Below are 16,951 nucleotides of genomic sequence, written 5' to 3' on the forward strand. Positions count from 1 at the left end.
CGATAGCCGCCACGGAAATCATATCCATCGGCACTCGCAAGAACGGCTGGATGTTCCATCCATCGTTCATCTTGCATGCGGCTGCCGTTTCCAGGTCGTGGCTAGCGTCGGCCCCCATGAGGACCAGCAGCAGCGGCGACATCCTGACCACCCACACCGGGAGCCTGCCCCGCCCACCGGAGCTGGCCGAGGCGATGGTCGCCCGGGAGAACGGCACCGCCGGCACGGCGACACTGCAGGAGCTGCCGGACATGGTTCGCGCGGCGACCGTCGAGGTGCTCCGCCGGCAGGGCGAGACCGGCATCGACGCGGGGAGCGACGGCGAGCAGGGCAAGATCGGTTACAGCACCTACGTCAAGGAACGCCTCAGCGGGTTCGACGGTGAGGCCGGCGCGCTCTCGCTGGCCGACCTCGACGACTACCCCGAGATCACCGAGCAGGCACTGGCCGGGCTGGTCACTGCCACCCCCGCCTGCACCGGCCCGGTCCGCTACACCGGCGCCGACGCCCTCACAGCCGAGCTGGACGGGCTGCGGGCCGCGGTGAACACCGTCGGCACGGCGGGTCCGGCCGAGATCGTGGTCCCGGCCGCGTCCCCCGGCGTGATCTCGATCTTCCTGGCCAACCGGCACTACGACTCGCACGAGGACTATCTCGGCGCCCTGGCCGACGCGATGCGCACCGAGTACGAGGCCATCGTGGACGCGGGCTTCCTGTTGCAGATCGACTGCCCCGACCTGGCCATGGGACGCCACGCCCAGCACACCGACGCGACCGTCGACGAGTTCCGCCGGGCGATCGCCGGTCACGTCGAGGCCCTCGACGCGGCCACCGCCGGCATCGATCCGGACCGGATGCGCATGCACCTGTGCTGGGGCAACTACGCGGGCCCGCACCACCGCGACGTCGACCTCGCCGACATCATCGACATCGTCCTGCCGGCCCGGCCCCGCGCACTGCTGCTGGAAGCGGCCAACCCCCGCCACGCCCACGAGTGGCAGGTCTTCGAGGATCACCCGCTGCCCGACGACAAGATCCTCGTCCCCGGTGTGATCGACACCTGCACCAACTACGTCGAGCACCCCGACCTGGTCGCGGAACGCCTGGCCCGCTACGCCCGCACCGTCGGTGTCGAACGCGTCGTCGCCGGCACCGACTGCGGGTTCTCCACCTTCGCGTCCTTCACCCCGGTCCGCCCGCGCATCGCCTGGGCCAAGCTCGCCTCCCTGGTCGAGGGCGCCCGCCGCGCCGGTGACACCCTGCGCCGTCCGACCACCGCGCTCGGGGCCCACGCATGAGCCCGGCCGGGCACCGGACCGCGCCGATGACCGTGCTCGCCGTCGGCGATGTCGTCGGTTCCGACGCCGCGGGCTGGCTCGCCGACCGGCTGCCCCGGCTCCGGGAGGAGCACGAAGCCGACTTCGTCGTCGTCAACGCCGAGAACTGCGCGGTCACCGGCCCGATCCCGATGGACGGGTTCGGCATGACCGTCGAGGTGATCGACCGGCTGCTCGACGCCGGCGTCGACGCCATCACCGGCGGCAACCACTCCTGGGACGGCCCGGACGTCGACGACGTGCTCGCCTACCCCCAGGTCGTCCGCCCGGTCAACCTGGACGAGACCCGGGGCCGGGGACTGATCACCCTCACCCGGGGCGACCGCACCCTGACCGTGATCAACCTGCTCTCCCCGACCGCCGCGCTGCCCGGGATGAAGGCGCCGCAACCGGAACCGCTCTGGCCGTCCTGGACCGCCCTGGCCGCCGCCGAGGACCTTCCGGGAGCGATCCTGATCGACCTGCACGGCGAGTCGCCCTGGGAGAAGGCCTCACTCGCCGCCGCACTCGACGGTCAGGTCAGCGCGCTCGTCGGCACCCACACCCACGACCCCACCCTGCGCGGACACCTCCTGCCCGCCGGCACCGCCTACGTCGCCGAACTCGGCATGACCGGCCCCCTCGGCTTCACCGGCGGCGGGTTCGATCCCGCCCACTTCGCCGCCCGCCTCCGCGGTGAGGACCACACGGCGCTACCGCCCTACGAGCTCGCCACCGGCCCGATGAGCCTCGGCGCGGTGCGCGTCGACATCGGTGCCGACGGCTCGGCCACGGCCATCGACCGGATCACCTGACACCGACCGGGCGAGCACCGATCCCGGGAACCCCGCGGCGCGTGATCTGGGCGAGCGGCCGCTGCGGCGCTACGTGTTCGCCCCTTCGCTCGCCGAGGGAACGAGACCGAGCTGGCGAAGCAGGCCGAGCTCGTCCAACCGGCCCCAGCGCTCGACGATCCGGCCGTCGGCGATCCGGAAGACGTTGATGCCGGCCAGCACGATCGTCCGGCCGGACGCCGGCACGCCCATCAGCGGAGCGCTGGTGTGCGTGCCGCGGGCCGTGAACCGCTCCACGACGAGGTCGTCCTCGGCCACGAGCTGATGGAGGTCACTGCGCCAGTCGGGCAGCGCAGCGCGGAACATCGCGGCAGCCTGGCGGAGCCCCTCCGGGCCGTCGGGGGCGCCGGGGAACGGCGGGTCGTGGTTCACGAACGACGGTGCCACGTAGTGGTCGACCGCGTCGAGGTTGCCCTTGCTGAACAGGTCCTGGATGAAGTCGTCGACGAGCTGCTTGTTGTTGGTTGTCATGGACGGCAGCCTCGCCCCGCCGGGCACCGGCCTCCATCCCAGAACCATGGGGTATCCGGGTACCCGCGTGCGGGTCGACACTGTGCGGATGGTGCGCCGGCAGAACGCGGCGGAGGCGGAGCGGGACCTCGTGCGCGTGTGCCACACCACCGCGGACCCGACGGTGGTCCAGGACCGGGTGCTGCACCACCTGCGCCGGCTCCTGACCGCGGACGCCGCGTTCTTCGCCACCGCCGACCCGACGACGCTGCTGTTCACCGGCGCGCGGACGGAGGAACCGCTCACCGGGTCGGCATCCCTGTTCCTGGACAACGAGTTCGGCGGCGGCGACGTCAACGCGTTCGCGTCGCTGGCAAGAGCACCCGTACACGTCGCCACGCTCGACGACGCCACCCGTCACGACCGCCACGCGAGCGCCCGGTACCGCGACATCATGCGTCCGCTGGGCCTCGGGGACGAGCTGCGGGCCGCGTTGGTGGTCGCCGGGCAGTGCTGGGGCTACCTGTGCCTGCACCGCACCGAGTCCCCGCGGGGCTTCAGTACGCGCGAGGTGGCGCTGCTCGAACGGGTCGGGCCGCACATCGCCCACGCCCTGCGCCGGGCCGTGGCGCTCTGCCGGGCCGAGCAGGACACCGTCGTGAACCGGCCCGGCGTGCTGCTGCTGGCCGACGACCTCAGCGTCGTCGCGAGCACCCCCGAGGCCGAGCAGCTCGTGGACCTCATCGGGCGGAACCCGAGCGGCTTCCCGCTGCCCGCGGCAGTGTGTTCCGTGGCCGCCGCGCTGCACGCCGTGCAACGCGGGGTCCCGCTCGACCCGTCCGCCACGGTGCGGGCCCGCAACGGACGGTGGATCTCCCTGCACGCGGCCCGCCTGCAGGGCCCGGCCTGGCAGGGCACCATCTCCGTGGTCCTCGAGCCCACCGATACTCGGGGCACCCCGTCCGTGCTGCTGGGCGCGTACGCGCTCACCCCGCGGGAGACCGAGGTGGCCACGCGGGTCCTCCGTGGCGAGTCCACCCGGACGATCACCGACGGGCTGCACATCTCGGCCCACACCGTCCAGGACCACCTCAAAGCGATCTTCGACAAGACCGGCGCGCGGAGCCGGCGAGAGCTGGTGGGCCTGGTGTTCGCACCTCGCTGACCCCGCAGTCGTGCGGGTCGGGCAGCGCCCCCCGGGGGTGCGCCGTTGCCGCGTCATGTCAACGCGCGGGCCACGTCGAATGACGTCGATGCGGTGGGACACCGCCGTTGACACCGCGCCCTGCATGTGGCCCGGGCTGCCGTGCACGGGCGGTACCGTGAGATCGAGGAGGTGCGATGGCCGACCAGGATGCCGCCGCCGACCGCGTCTACCAGGAACTGCGGCGGAGGATCGTGAGCTGGGAGACCCCGCCCGGATCAGCGCTGCGCGAGGTCGGGCTCGCCGAGGAGCTGCAGGTCAGCCGCACACCGGTGCGCGAGGCCCTGCAGCGGCTCAAGTCGGACGGGCTTGTCGTCGCGCGCGGGCGCCGCGGGCTCGAGGTGCCGCGCTGGGATGCCCAGCACCTCGAGGACTCGTACCGGTTGCGCGCCGATCTCGAGGCGTGGTCGGCCAAACGCGCGGCCGAGCGGCTGTCGCTGCGCGACCTCGAGCGGCTCAGGGAGCTCGCGGACGAGATGACCCGGGTCCACAGCGGCGACTGCGGGGCCGGGGAACTGGAGACGATCGCCGAGCTCAACGCGGACTTCCACGAGACGATCCGGGTGTGCGCGGGCAGCGAGCGGCTGCACCAGATGACCTCGGCCGTCGTGCATCTGCCTCTACTGCACCGGGTGTTCCACGTGTTCACGGCGGCCGAGGTCACCATGACACTGGCCGAGCACCACACGATCCTGCGCGCGTTCGAGGCCCGGGACCCGGACTGGGCCGAGTCGATCTCCCGCGCCCACATCCTCGCCGCGCTGCATGCCCTCAAGCGTTCGCTCCGCGAGGAGGACGAGGGTCGACGGACCACCCCGTCCGTTCTGGGCGTGGTGTCCTGACCATCATGTGGGCCGGTAGATCGGTCCGCGCCTACGGACGGCGTCGAGCAGCCCACCCGGCGCGTACTCCGGTTGCGGGGAGCCGTCCTGGAACTCACCCTGCTGGCCCTCGTAGTGCAGCCAACGCTTCGCCTTGGGACTCAACAGGTACGCACCGGCGAGCACGAAAGTGAGCCGGCCGAAGGCCGCCGGGTCGCTCGCCTGCAGCTCGTCGCAGTACTCCCGCACGTCCCGACCTCGGACGTCGGCAAGCCGCGCCCTGAACTCGTCGACGAGATCCGGCCGCAGCTCGAGGGCCTTGTCGATGAACGTCGACGCCAGCCCCGCCTCGTCGGCCGACGGCCCGCGCTCGTGCTGGGGGATCAGGGTGTCGCCGAGCAGGTAGACGGCCTCTCGCTCCTCGTCGGTGAGCTCCGGTGTCAATGCGGTCCCTCCTCGAGCAGGCGCGTGGACGACCGCAGCGCCAGGGCTGCCTGGGTGGCGGCCGGGTTCACGCCGCCGCAGGTCACCCAGGTGCTGGAGTCGAAGATGTAGAGGTTCGGGACGTCGTGGCAGCGGCCCCAGCGGTCGGTCACGGACCTGGTGGGGTCGTTCCCCATCACGGCCGTGCCCATCAGGTGCCAGCCGCTGGACCGGATCATCGGCCCGACGACCGTCTCGACGGCCCCGGCCGCTTCCATCGACTCCACCGCGCGGGCGACGTGGAAGTCGAGCATGATCTTGGAGTTCTCGTCGACCCGGTACTCGATGCGCGGCGCGGGCAGCCCGTCGGAATCGACGAGGTCCGAGGAGAGCGACACCGCGTTCCTCTCGTACGGGAGGTCCTCTGCCACGATGCTCCACATCGGAGAGTGTCCGAGCCGGGCTTCCAGGGTGTCGTGGAAGCTGTCGAACCACAGCGGACGTCCGGACTCCGACCACGGGTAGGAACGGGTCAGTCCGAGCGGGCCACCGGTGGGCTGCAGGCCCCACTTGGCGCCGCGCACGAATCCTCGATCGGCGTCCGTCTCGTAGAAGTGCATGGACTGGATCTGCTGCCCCCAGGAGCCATGGGTGGTACCGAGGTCCTCGTCGAACACCCCGGCCACCGCGGCGAAAGGGTGCATCATCAGCCGCTTGCCCACCAGGCCGGACGAGTTCGCCAGTCCCCCCTCGGCGGACATCAGCAGGAGTCGCGGGGTGCCGATGCCGTTCGCGCAGAGGATCACTGTGCGAGCTCGCACCTCGTGGTCACGCCCCTGCGCATCCCGGTACAGCGCGCCGGTGGCCCGCCCTGCCTTGGTCAGGACCCGGCTGACGCGGCAGCGGGTCCGCAGATCGGCCCCCGCGCGCAGGGCACGGGGCCAGTGGGTGATGTCGGTGGAGGCCTTGGCTCCCTCCGGACAGCCGGACATGCACGCGCCGCGCTGCCGGCAGGGCTTCAGGTCGCGATAGTGGGTGGTGGAGATGGCGTTGCTGCCCGGCCACCAATGCCAACCCAGGTCGTTGAGCGCGCGGGCCAGCCGCCGGCCGGACTCCCGGATCGGCACCGGCGGGTTCGGGGGTCCCTCGCCCGCGGGGTAGGCGGGATCCCCGGCAAGCCCGGACACGCCCATCTGCCGTTCGGCCTCGATGTAGAAGGGCTCCAGCTCCTCGTAGGTCAGCGGCCAGTCATCGGCGACCCCGTCGTGCGAACGGACCCGGAAGTCGCTCGGAGTCATCCGGTGCCATTTGCCGGAGTAGAGGACCGTGCCGCCACCGACCCCGTTCCACATCAACGCCGAGATGTCCGATGCGGTGTCGTCCACCGGATAGTCCGCGACACCCAGGCGGGCGTTCGGATCGCGCGCCCAGTGCCGGCCGATGGTGAGCTCGTAGTCGTCGAAGTCCGCCCGGGCGTTGGCGTAGTCGGGCCAGTCGCCCTGGTCCAGGCAGACCACCCGCACGCCGGCCTCGACGAGGGTGGCGGCGGTGATCCCGCCGGACAGGCCGGCGCCGATGATCAGGACGTCCGTCTCGTCGGTCACGCCGGGTCCTCCAGACGGCGGGGGGCGGCCTGTTCGTGATCGAGAACGAAGCCGTCGTCGTGGAGGTCGCCGCGGCGCAGTACGAACGCGGTGGCGGCGGCCGCGACGGCAAGTGCGAGCAGATACCAGGCCGGCGACGCAATGTGCCCGGTCTGCTGGATCAGGAACGTCGCGATGAACGGCGCGCTGCCGCCGAACACTGCGTTGGGAACGTTGAACCCGATGGCCACCCCGGTGCCCCGCACCGGGGCCGGGAACAGCTCCGGCATGGCCACCGCGGACGCAGCGAGGTAGAAGCCGGCCAGCACGCCGAGCAGCAGTTGCCCGATCATCGCGACGGCCGGCACACCGACGGTGATCAGCATGAACACCGGGTAGACGGCCGCCGCGAACGCGACCGATCCGCCGAGCAGCACCGGCTTGCGGCCGATCCGGTCCGACAGCGTTGCAACCACGGGCAGCGTGATCATCACCGCGACCGCCGTGATCAGGGTGGAGACCAGGGCGAACGTGGCGCCGTACTTGTTGACGGTCCCGATGTAGGTCGGCAGGTAGGTGAACACGCCGTAGAAGGAGGCCGTGTGGAAGGCGCCGATTCCGACGATGATCCACAGTGGCCGGCGCTCGGCGAACATGGTGCGCACCGGGTTCGGGTCGAGGGTGCCCTCATCCGCCATCGCGGTGAACTCGGGAGTGTCCTCGAGCTTGATCCGGATCCAGAACGCGACTCCGGCCAGGGGCGCGGCCAGCAGGAACGGGATCCGCCAGCCCCACTCGGCCATGGCCTCGGCGCCCACCGCTGCGCTCACCCCGGTCACGGCGAGAGTGCCGATCGCCAAGCCGAGGGTGGTGGCGAAGGTCAGCCAACTCATCCCGAACGCGCGCCGACCCCGGCCGGCGTACTCCAGCAGGAACGCGCTGCCACTGGCATATTCGCCACCCGCCGAGAAGCCCTGCAGGCAGCGCAGCACCACGAGCAGGACCGGCGCCCAGAGGCCGATGCTCGCGTAGGTCGGCAGCAGGCCGATCAGGACCGAGCAGACGGACATGAGGGTCAGGACCAGGACCAGGACTCTCTTCCGGCCGATCCGGTCGGCCAGGGGACCGAAGACGAAGCCGCCGAGCGGGCGGGCGAAGAACGCCAGGCCGAACACCGCGAAGCTGGACAGCAACTCGGCCGTCGCGTCCCCGGACGGAAAGAACAACTTGCCGATGTAGACGGCCAGGAAGCCGTACACGGTGAAGTCGAAGAACTCGATGGCGTGGCCGATCGTGCCGCCGACGATCGCGCGGCGCCGCCCGAGTGGAGCGGAAGGGGACGACGGTGTCATTCGGGTGGTCTCCTCGAGCGACGGTGGTGACGAGGTCGGCCGCCGCGCCGGCGACCGTGGCGGTGTTCCGCGACACGCGGAGACTAGATAGTGCATGCAATAACTGCAAGGCTGGTGTCAAACCTGCACGTGGTCACCTTAGACTGCATACATACTGAACCTGTGACGCCGGAGGCACCCCGATGTCCACCCCCTCCATCCCGATCGCCTGGCCGCGGGCCCTTGACCTGTTGCGCAGCAGCGCGGCTACGGGGCCGCTCATCGTCGCGGGGCGGCCGCGGACCGAGGGTGCGATCTGGGAGCTCCCCTCCCCCGCCGATCCCGGCGATCTCATTCGTGTGCACGCGGCCACAGCCGAGTTCGTCGCGGAGGCCTGTGCCGCCGCGGACGCCGCGCGCCCGGCATGCGCCCGGCTGAGCCGCCACGCCCGCGCTGGGATCCTCCGCCGCACGGCCGATGCCGTGGAGGCCCAGGCCGGCCCGCTCGCCGAACTGCTCACCCGCGAGGTCGGCAAGGCGCTACGGGACTCGGTGGGCGAGACCACCCGCGCCGTGGCCACGCTGCGGGCCGCCGCGGATGCAGTGACCGCGCTCGCCGGCACCGAGGTCCCACTCGACGCCGTCCCGTCCGGCGACGGCCGGATCGCCTACAGCACCTGGGAGCCGGTCGGGGTCGTCGCAGCCGTCTGTGGGTTCAACTTCCCGCTGCTGCTGGCCGTGCACAAGGTCGCGGCGGCGATCGGCGCCGGCTGCCCGGTCGTCGTCAAGCCGAGTGACCGCACCCCGCTGTCCGCGCTGGTCCTCGCAGATGCCGTGGTCGAGGCTGGTTGGCCCGCCGAGGCGATCAGCGTGCTGCCCGGCGGCCCTCAGGTCGGCGAGGCGCTGGTGGCCGATCCGGTGGTGCGGCTGGTCTCATTCACCGGCAGCTCGCGGATCGGGGCGATAATCGCCGGGGCCGCCGGAAGGACACTCAAGCGAAGCGTCATGGAGCTGGGTTCCAACACCGCGACGGTCGTCGCCGCCGACGCTGATCTCGATCTCGCAGCCGAGCGCTGCGCCGCCGGGGCAATGAGCGCGTCCGGGCAGTCCTGCATCTCCGTCCAGCGGGTCTTCGCCGAAGCGCACGTTGCCCGCGCGCTGGCCGAGCGGATCGCCGCCCGGGTCGGCGCGCTGCGCACCGGCGACCCCTACGACCCGGCGACCGAGGTCGGGGCGTTGATCTCTCCCGACGCGACCGAGCGCGTCTCTGCACTGGTCGCCGACGCAGTGGAGCACGGCGCGGAGGTTCTCGCCGGCGGGGTGGCCGAGGGCTCCCTGCGGCCCACGGTCCTGTGGAATCCCGGACCGGACGCACGGATCTGCGTCGACGAGGCATTCGGACCGGTCCTGGCCGTGCACCCGGTCGCCGATCTGGACGAGGCCGTCGCCCGGGCCAACGCGACGGACTACGGGCTGATGGCGGGGGTGTTCACCGCCTCGCTCGACACCGCGCTCTCGGTCGCCAGCCGGCTGGAGGCCGGCGGTGTGCACGTCAACGATTCGTCGAACTTCCGAGCGGACAACATGCCCTACGGCGGGGTCAAGCACAGCGGTTTCGGTAAGGAAGGCCCGGCCTCCGCCATGCGGGAGATGTCCGTGGAGAAGATCGTGACGTTGCGGGTCGCGACCGGGCGACGGGCCTAGCTGCGCAAACCGGCGGCTGCAGCGGGTCGACAGCGCCACCTCACCGCGATCCCGAGCGCAGGTACGAGCACCGACGATCTCGCACCCAGGACGTTCATCCGATGCCGCGATCGCCACTGTCGATACCGATGGTGTGGTCGACACGACCAGCATTCGGACCGGTCAATCTGTGGAGACGAGGGGAATCGAACCCCTAACCCCCGCCTTGCAAAGGCGGTGCTCTGCCAATTGAGCTACGTCCCCGGGTGGGCGCCGATCAGACTACCCGGGCGGCCGGGTCAGCGGGTCGTGGCCTCGTGCCAGAGATCGTCGGAGCCGACGCCGCGGAAGCGGGACCAGCCGACGTAGGCGGCACCGGCCAGCACGACCAGTGCGAGCAGCTTCTTCATCGACGGTCTCCTCACGAGGACTTCGGAGGGCGAAGGTGTGGGCCTAGCTGGATTTGAACCAGCGACCTCATCGTTATCAGCGATGCGCTCTAACCAACTGAGCTATAGGCCCTTGCGACGTGGAGAAGACTACCGCACGGGGCCGGGCGGGCTCCGAGGGGGTCCCCGGCGCCCGGCCCCGTGCGGACGGGTCAGTCACGCTCGGACAGCGTCACCTCGATGCCGCCGACCAGGTCGGCGGCCACGTTGTAGACGAAGGCCACGATCGTCATGGCGACGGCGAACAGCAGGCTGTTGACGGCGCCGACGACGGCAGCGAGGCCGAAGACCCGGCCGGCGCTGATCAGCGTCCCGGTCGTGTCCTGCTGTCCGGTGACGAGGTCGGCGTAGGTGCCGTTCAGCCGGTCCCAGACGCCCATCCCGCCGAGCACGCCGTAGAGCACGCCGGCGGCCACCATCCACACCAGCCACAGGACGACCGCCAGCGCCAGCGCCATCTTCAGCACCGACCACGGGTCGAGCCGCTTGAGCTGGAGCAGGGCCTGCCGGGGCGGGCGGTTGCGCACCGAGGCCCGCGGGGTCTCGGAGCCGGTGTCGCGCTGGTCCGGTTCGCGGACCGCGGTGGCCGCGGCCCCACCGGCGGCAGCACCTCCGGCGGCCGCCGCACCGGCACCGGGTGCGGTGAGGAACGCGGTCGGGGCCTCGCTGAGCAGCGAGTCCGCCACCGACCCCTGGTCGCCGTCGCGCGGGCCGTCCTGGGCGTCCGGAACCCGGCGCCAGGGCGGCGGAGCGGCGCCGGCCGGGTCGGCCACCGGTTCCTCCTCCGACGCGGGTTCGCCGGTCCGCGGCGTCGGGCTCGGCGGAACGTCCGATGCGGTCGCGGTCCGCGGTGTCGGGCTCGGCGGGGCGTCCGAGGCGGACGCGCCCGACGACGAGGTCGCCGGCTCGGCCGCCTCCTCCGCGTCGGTCGCGACGCTGCGGCCCTCGCCCTGCGACGGGGTGCGGTCGTCGGTGCTCACGAGCTGGAGCTCTCCTCGCTGGTCGTCGCTCAAGGTCCTGCTACGGACGACCCGTGCCACGCCGGAGGCGTCACGGGTGGCCGGCCCGTCCCGGCCGGCCACCCGCCACGGCCTACGCCTGCTGGCCCGGGTCCTCCTCGGTCTCCTCCGCGTTGCGGGCGACCGCCAGCAGCGTGGAACCCTCGCCCAGGTTCATCAGGCGGACTCCCTTCGTCTGCCGGCCGGCCTTCCGCACCTCGCGGGCGGAGGTCCGGATGACCCCGCCGGTGGAGGTGATCGCGTACAGCTCGTCGTCGATCCCGACGATGAGTGCACCGACCAGCGTGCCACGGCGGCGGTCGTACTGGAGGGTCAACACTCCCTTCCCGCCGCGACCCTGGACCGGGTAGTCCTCGATCGGGGTCCGCTTCGCGTAGCCACCGGTGGTGGCGACGAGCAGGAACGTGTCCGGCCGGACCACGCCCAGAGCCAGCAGCTGGTCGCCGTCGTTGAACCGCATCCCCAGCACGCCCGACGTGGCCCGGCCCATCGGGCGCAGGGCGTCGTCGGTCGCGGTGAACCGGATCGACTGGCCCTCGGCGGAGACGAGCAGCAGGTCGTCGTCGGCCGAGCACAGCACGGCGCCGACCAGCTCGTCGTCGTCGCGCAGGTTGATGCCGATCAGGCCGCCGGTGCGGTTGGAGTCGAAGTCGGTCAGCCGGGACTTCTTCACCAGACCGTTTCTCGTCGCGAGGACGAGATACGGCCGTGCCTGGTAGTCCTTGATCTGCATGACCTGGGCGATCTCCTCGTCCGGCTGCAGGGCCAGGAGGTTCGCCAGGTGCTGCCCGCGCGCCGTCCGGTTCGCCTCGGGCAGCTCGTAGGCCTTGAGCCGGTAGACCCGCCCGCGGTTGGTGAAGAACAGCATCCAGTCGTGCGTGGAGCAGACGAAGAAGTGGTTGACGATGTCGTCCTGCTTCAGCTGCGCGCCCTGCACACCCTTCCCGCCGCGCTTCTGGGCGCGGTACAGGTCGGTCTTCGTGCGCTTCGCGTAGCCGGTGCGGGTGATCGTGACGACGACGTCCTCGACCGCGATGAGGTCCTCGTCGGTGACGTCGCCGTCGTAGCCGATCAGGCGGGTGCGGCGGTCGTCGCCGTGCTTCTCGACGATCTCGGCGAGCTCGTCGCGGACGATCGCGCGCTGCCGCTCGGGCCGCTCGAGGATGTCCTTGTAGTCGGCGATGATCTCCTCGAGCTCGGCGAGCTCATCGATGATCTTCTGGCGCTCCAGGGCGGCGAGCCGGCGGAGCTGCATGTCCAGGATCGCCTGGGCCTGGTCGGTGTCGATGTCGAGCAGGTCGATCAGGCCGGCCCGGGCGATGTCGACCGTCTCGGAGGCCCGGATCAGCGCGATGACCTCGTCGAGCGCGTCGAGCGCCTTGACCAGGCCGCGCAGGATGTGGGCCCGCTCCTCGGCCTTCCGCAGCCGGTAGCGGGTCCGCCGGACGATCACGTCGATCTGGTGCCGCACGTAGTGCCGCACGACCTGGTCCAGCCGCAGGGTGCGCGGGACGCCGTCGACGATCGACAGCATGTTCACGCCGAAGCTGTGCTGCAGCTGGGTGTGCTTGTACAGGTTGTTCAGCACGACCTTGGCGACCGCGTCCCGCTTCAGCGTGATCACGATCCGCATGCCGATGCGGTCCGAGGACTCGTCGACGATCTCCGCGATGCCGGCGATCTTGCCGTCGCGGACCATCGTCGCGATGGACTCGATGAGGTTGTCCGGGTTGACCAGGTACGGCAGCTCGGTGACGACGAGCGTGGTCCGGCCCTTGGGGTCCTCCTCGACCTCGACGACCGCGCGCATCCGGATCGAGCCGCGCCCGGTCCGGTAGGCGGACTCGATGCCGTCCCGACCGACGATGAGGCCGTGGGTCGGGAAGTCCGGCCCCTTGATCCGCTCCATGAGCGCTTCGAGCAGCTCGTCGTCGGTCGCGTCCGGGTGTTCGAGACACCAGGTGACGCCGGCGCCGACCTCTCGCAGGTTGTGCGGCGGGACGTTGGTCGCCATCCCGACCGCGATACCGGAGCTGCCGTTGATGAGCAGGTTCGGCACTCGCGACGGCAGGACGACCGGCTCCTGGGTCTTGCCGTCGTAGTTGTCGAGGAAGTCGACGGTCTCCTCGTCGATGTCCTGCAGCATGGCCATCGCCAGGGGCGAGAGCCGGCATTCGGTGTAACGCATTGCGGCGGCCGGGTCATTGCCGCGGGAGCCGAAGTTGCCCTGCCCGTCGATCAGCGGGTAGCGCATCGACCAGGGCTGGGCCAGCCGCACCAGGGCGTCGTAGATCGCCGAGTCGCCGTGCGGGTGGTAGTTGCCCATCACGTCGCCGACGACGCGGGCGCACTTGACGTAGGAGCGCTCCGGGCGGAACCCGTTCTCCCCCATCGAGTACAGGACGCGGCGGTGGACCGGCTTGAGGCCGTCCTCCACCAGCGGCAGGGCGCGCCCGACGATCACGCTCATCGCGTAGTCGATGTAGGAGCGCTGCATCTCCTGCTGGATGTCGACCGGTTCGACCCGGCCGCCACCTTCGCCGCCGCCGGCCGCGAGGTCGGCGGGGTCGATCGTGTCCGTCACGGAGTGATCCCCTCGTGGTGTTCAGACGTTCGTGTAGGACAGACGTACGAGTGGTTCACACGTCCAGGAAGCGCACGTCCTTGGCGTTGCGGGTGATGAAGGAGCGGCGGGACTCGACGTCCTCGCCCATCAGGACCGAGAACAGCTCGTCGGCGGTGGCGGCGTCGTCCAGGCTCACCTGCCACAGCAGCCGGTTGGTGGGATCCATCGTCGTCTCCCACAGCTCCTTGGCGTTCATCTCGCCGAGGCCCTTGTAGCGCTGCACGCCCTCGTCCTTGGGCAGCTTCTTGCCGGCCGCGCGGCCGGCCTCGATCAGGCCGTCCCGCTCGCGGTCGGAGTAGGCGTACTCCGGCTCGGCCCCGCGGCCACTCCACTTGATCTTGTAGAGCGGCGGCTGGGCCAGGAAGACGTGCCCGTTCTCGATCAGCGGGCGCATGAACCGGAACAGCAGCGTGAGCAGCAGGGTCCGGATGTGCTGGCCGTCGACGTCGGCGTCGGCCATGAGCACCAGCTTGTGGTACCGGAGCTTCGCGAGGTCGAAGTCGTCGTGGATGCCGGTGCCCATCGCCGTGATGATCGACTGGACCTCGGTGTTCTTGAGGACGCGGTCGATCCGGGCCTTCTCGACGTTGATGATCTTGCCGCGGATCGGCAGGATCGCCTGGTGCATCGAGTCGCGGCCGGCCTTCGCCGAGCCGCCGGCCGAGTCACCCTCGACGATGTAGAGCTCGCAGCTCTCCGGGTCGCGCGACCGGCAGTCCGACAGCTTGCCGGGCAGGCCGCCGATGTCACCTGCGCTCTTGCGCCGGACCAGCTCACGGGCACGCCGGGCCGCCAGCCGGGCCTGGGCAGACGAGACCGCCTTGTTGACGATCGTCTTGGCCTCGGTGGGGTTGCGCTCGAACCAGTCGGCCAGCCACTCGTTGGACACCCGCTGGACGAACGACTTGACCTCGGTGTTGCCCAGCTTGGTCTTGGTCTGGCCCTCGAACTGCGGCTCGGAGATCTTCACCGACACGATCGCGGCGAGGCCCTCGCGGATGTCGTCCCCGGACAGCGCCGGGTCCTTCTCCTTGATCAGCTTCTTGTCCCGGGCGTACCGGTTGACGGTCGCGGTGAGCGCGTGCCGGAAGCCCTCCTCGTGGGTGCCGCCCTCGTGCGTGTTGATCGTGTTCGCGAACGTGTAGACCGACTCGGTGTAGCCGGAGTTCCACTGCATCGCGACCTCGACCTGGTGGCCGGGCCCCTCGCCGGTGTAGGACACGATCTTGCGGTGGATCGGGTCCTTGGACTTGTTCAGGTGCGCGACGAAGTCCGCCAGCCCGTTCGGGTAGTGGAAGACGTACTCCTTGGGCTTCGCGACGTAGCCCTCGGCGTCCGGTTCCTCGTCGGCGTCGGCTACCGGGGCGTCGACCGGGTTGCCGTCGGCGTCGGAGGTGTCGGAGGAGGGCACGCCTGCCGCGTGCACGTGCCTGCGCTCGTCACGCAGGACCATGGTCAGGCCCTTGTTGAGGAACGACTGCTCCTGCAGCCGGCGCCGGATCGTCTCCAGCGTGTACTCGGTCGACTCGAAGATCGTCGGGTCGGCCCAGAAGGTGATCGTGGTCCCGGTGTCGGACTTCTTCGTGGTACCGGCCTCGACCAGCTCACCGGGCTTGGCGTGGTCGTACCGCTGCTTCCAGATCTTGCCGTCCACCCGGACCTGCACGTCGAGCGCGGTCGAGAGGGCGTTCACGACCGAGACACCGACACCGTGCAGACCGCCGGACACGGCGTAGGACTTGTCGTCGAACTTGCCGCCGGCGTGCAGGCTGGTGAGGACGACCTCGAGGGTCGGCTTCTTCTCCACCGGGTGCATCTCGACCGGGATGCCCCGGCCGTCGTCCTCCACGCGGACGCCGCCGTCGGCCTGCAGGGTCACGACGACCTTCGTGGCGTGCCCGGCCATCGCCTCGTCGACCGAGTTGTCCACCACCTCCCAGATGAGGTGGTGCAGGCCGCGCTCACCGGTGGAGCCGATGTACATGCCGGGCCGCTTGCGGACCGCCTCCAGGCCCTTGAGGACCGTGATGGACGACGCGCCGTAGGCGTTCTTCGCTGCCTTGTCCTGAGCCACGAGTAGCTGGTTCTCCTCGCCACGTGAACCGGCCACGCGCACGCCGCATCCCGAGGACGCGGACGGCCGCGGAGCCGGTTCCACCGACCGGGCGCTCTGGTCATGTCGGGGAGCCGCCCGGGAACACCACTGCCGATTCTACCCGCCGGGGGCGACAGAAAGGCGGTCAGGACCCACCCAGAACCGTCACAGACGGGCGAACGGCGTGCGGTGCGGGACCGGACGTACCCGAGTGGGGGTGAACGGCGCCGCGGCCGTGTCATCTCGCGCTCACCGGCGACGAGAGCCGTCCGGCCCCCTGACCTCGGCTCCCCACCCGATCCTGCCCCCTCGGGGCCGGGACGGCGCCGTGACGCGCCGGGACCGTGTCAGCCGTAGGTGTCGCGCGGGCCCCGGCCGCGGACGTGCCGCGGCCCGTGCCGCCAGCTGGGCCCGCTCGGGCCCACCACCCGGATCCGGCGGACGACGTCCGGCCCGACCGCGGCCGCCAACCGGGTCAGCAGCTGCCGCTGCAGCGTGCGCAGCTGGGTCGCCCAGGCGGTCGACTCGGCCTGCAGGGTCAGCTCGCCGTCGCGCAGCGACACCGGCGTGCAGTGGTCGGCGACGTCGGACCCGACCAGCTGCGCCCAGCGGCCCAGCACGGTCGCGTCGGTCAGCCGGGACGACCAGCCCCGGTCCATCGACACCCGCGACACGACCCGGCCGAACGGCTGCGGGTCCCGGTCGTCGGGCCCGGCGCCGGACCAGCGGCGCCGCTTCCCCTTGCCGGAGACGACCCGCAACTTCGGGCGGGCCTGCTCGGCACGTTCCTCGGCCTTGCGGGCGGACGCCTCCCGGGCGGCGCGCAGCGCGTCCCGGGCGAGATCGGCACCGCGCAGCCCGGCACGCTCCCCCGACAGCAGGTCGCCCTGCTCGCCCGGGACCCCGCCGCCCGTGACCGGCTCGTGACCGGAGTCGGGGGCCGCTCCGTCCCCAGGCCGGGCGCCGTCCCGACCGGCGCGGCGAGCCCCTGTCCGGCGGTTCCCGGTTCCGCGGCGGCTTCCGTCCCCGGCGCCTCCGGAGTTATCCACAGTATCCACAGGCTTGTCCCCAGATTCCCGTGATGCGGTCGAGATCTGC

The 16,951-nt window shown here is 71.1% G+C and carries 14 protein-coding genes and 2 tRNA genes; 5 read left to right on the plus strand and 11 right to left on the minus strand.

Annotation, left to right across the window (positions count from 1 at the left end):
- Positions 1-116 precede the first annotated feature (116 nt).
- Both H7X46_RS25990 and H7X46_RS25995 read left to right on the plus strand, forming a co-directional pair.
- Positions 117-1,298 (plus strand): cobalamin-independent methionine synthase II family protein, encoded by a 1,182-nt coding sequence (locus H7X46_RS25990; RefSeq protein ID WP_255426224.1) that lies wholly within the window; start codon positions 117-119, stop codon positions 1,296-1,298.
- On the plus strand, positions 1,295-2,131 hold the full coding sequence (locus H7X46_RS25995; protein ID WP_222131439.1) for a YmdB family metallophosphoesterase: 837 nt from the start codon (positions 1,295-1,297) through the stop codon (positions 2,129-2,131). Before H7X46_RS25990 ends, H7X46_RS25995 begins: the two co-directional genes overlap by 4 nt.
- Before the next feature lie 69 nt (positions 2,132-2,200).
- On the opposite strand, the gene H7X46_RS26000 is transcribed toward H7X46_RS25995, so the two are convergent.
- Positions 2,201-2,641: an ester cyclase gene (locus tag H7X46_RS26000; RefSeq protein ID WP_186361851.1), complete on the minus strand. Its 441-nt coding sequence runs from the start codon at positions 2,639-2,641 to the stop codon at positions 2,201-2,203.
- An 88-nt stretch (positions 2,642-2,729) separates the two neighbouring features.
- Between H7X46_RS26000 and H7X46_RS26005 the strand changes: the two genes are divergently transcribed.
- Positions 2,730-3,785 carry a LuxR C-terminal-related transcriptional regulator gene (locus H7X46_RS26005; protein WP_186361852.1) on the plus strand — a complete coding sequence of 352 codons (1,056 nt, stop codon included), beginning with the start codon at positions 2,730-2,732 and terminating at the stop codon, positions 3,783-3,785.
- 176 nt (positions 3,786-3,961) lie between these two features.
- Positions 3,962-4,666, plus strand: coding sequence for a GntR family transcriptional regulator (locus tag H7X46_RS26010; protein WP_186361853.1), 705 nt, complete (start codon positions 3,962-3,964; stop codon positions 4,664-4,666).
- 3 nt (positions 4,667-4,669) lie between these two features.
- On the opposite strand, the gene H7X46_RS26015 is transcribed toward H7X46_RS26010, so the two are convergent.
- The 3 genes from H7X46_RS26015 to H7X46_RS26025 are packed head-to-tail and all read right to left on the minus strand — an operon-like array spanning position 4,670 to position 8,003.
- Entirely contained in the window at positions 4,670-5,089 is a 420-nt protein-coding gene (locus H7X46_RS26015; protein ID WP_186361854.1) for a hypothetical protein, read from the minus strand.
- The gene (locus H7X46_RS26020) at positions 5,086-6,672 is read right to left on the minus strand and encodes a GMC family oxidoreductase (protein ID WP_186361855.1); all 1,587 of its coding nucleotides are present in this window, start codon (positions 6,670-6,672) and stop codon (positions 5,086-5,088) included. The genes H7X46_RS26015 and H7X46_RS26020 overlap by 4 nt, the downstream gene beginning before the upstream one ends.
- Positions 6,669-8,003, minus strand: a complete 1,335-nt coding sequence (locus H7X46_RS26025) for an MFS transporter (protein ID WP_186361856.1) — start codon at positions 8,001-8,003, stop codon at positions 6,669-6,671. Before H7X46_RS26025 ends, H7X46_RS26020 begins: the two co-directional genes overlap by 4 nt.
- Positions 8,004-8,185: 182 nt before the next feature.
- Here H7X46_RS26025 and H7X46_RS26030 point away from each other — a divergent pair, with 182 nt between their 5' ends.
- Positions 8,186-9,685, plus strand: coding sequence for an aldehyde dehydrogenase family protein (locus H7X46_RS26030; RefSeq protein ID WP_186361857.1), 1,500 nt, complete (start codon positions 8,186-8,188; stop codon positions 9,683-9,685).
- Positions 9,686-9,855: 170 nt separating this feature from the next.
- Here H7X46_RS26030 and H7X46_RS26035 read toward each other — a convergent pair.
- From H7X46_RS26035 to H7X46_RS26060, 7 genes are all read right to left on the minus strand, one after another.
- Positions 9,856-9,928, minus strand: a tRNA-Ala gene (locus H7X46_RS26035).
- 35 nt (positions 9,929-9,963) lie between these two features.
- Positions 9,964-10,074, minus strand: coding sequence for a DLW-39 family protein (locus tag H7X46_RS29205; protein WP_222131440.1), 111 nt, complete (start codon positions 10,072-10,074; stop codon positions 9,964-9,966).
- Between the two features lie 38 nt (positions 10,075-10,112).
- Positions 10,113-10,186 (minus strand) — tRNA-Ile (locus H7X46_RS26040).
- Positions 10,187-10,265: 79 nt separating this feature from the next.
- Positions 10,266-11,093: a DUF3566 domain-containing protein gene (locus tag H7X46_RS30985; RefSeq protein ID WP_370588973.1), complete on the minus strand. Its 828-nt coding sequence runs from the start codon at positions 11,091-11,093 to the stop codon at positions 10,266-10,268.
- A 112-nt stretch (positions 11,094-11,205) separates the two neighbouring features.
- Positions 11,206-13,716: a DNA gyrase subunit A gene (gyrA, locus tag H7X46_RS26050; protein WP_186361858.1), complete on the minus strand. Its 2,511-nt coding sequence runs from the start codon at positions 13,714-13,716 to the stop codon at positions 11,206-11,208.
- 55 nt (positions 13,717-13,771) lie between these two features.
- Entirely contained in the window at positions 13,772-15,868 is a 2,097-nt protein-coding gene (gene gyrB, locus H7X46_RS26055) for a DNA topoisomerase (ATP-hydrolyzing) subunit B (RefSeq protein ID WP_370588974.1), read from the minus strand.
- Between the two features lie 332 nt (positions 15,869-16,200).
- The gene (locus H7X46_RS26060; RefSeq protein WP_370588975.1) at positions 16,201-16,911 is read right to left on the minus strand and encodes a DciA family protein; all 711 of its coding nucleotides are present in this window, start codon (positions 16,909-16,911) and stop codon (positions 16,201-16,203) included.
- Positions 16,912-16,951: the final 40 nt, after the last annotated feature.

It is taken from the genome of Pseudonocardia sp. C8, assembly GCF_014267175.1.
Classification (GTDB): domain Bacteria; phylum Actinomycetota; class Actinomycetes; order Mycobacteriales; family Pseudonocardiaceae; genus Pseudonocardia.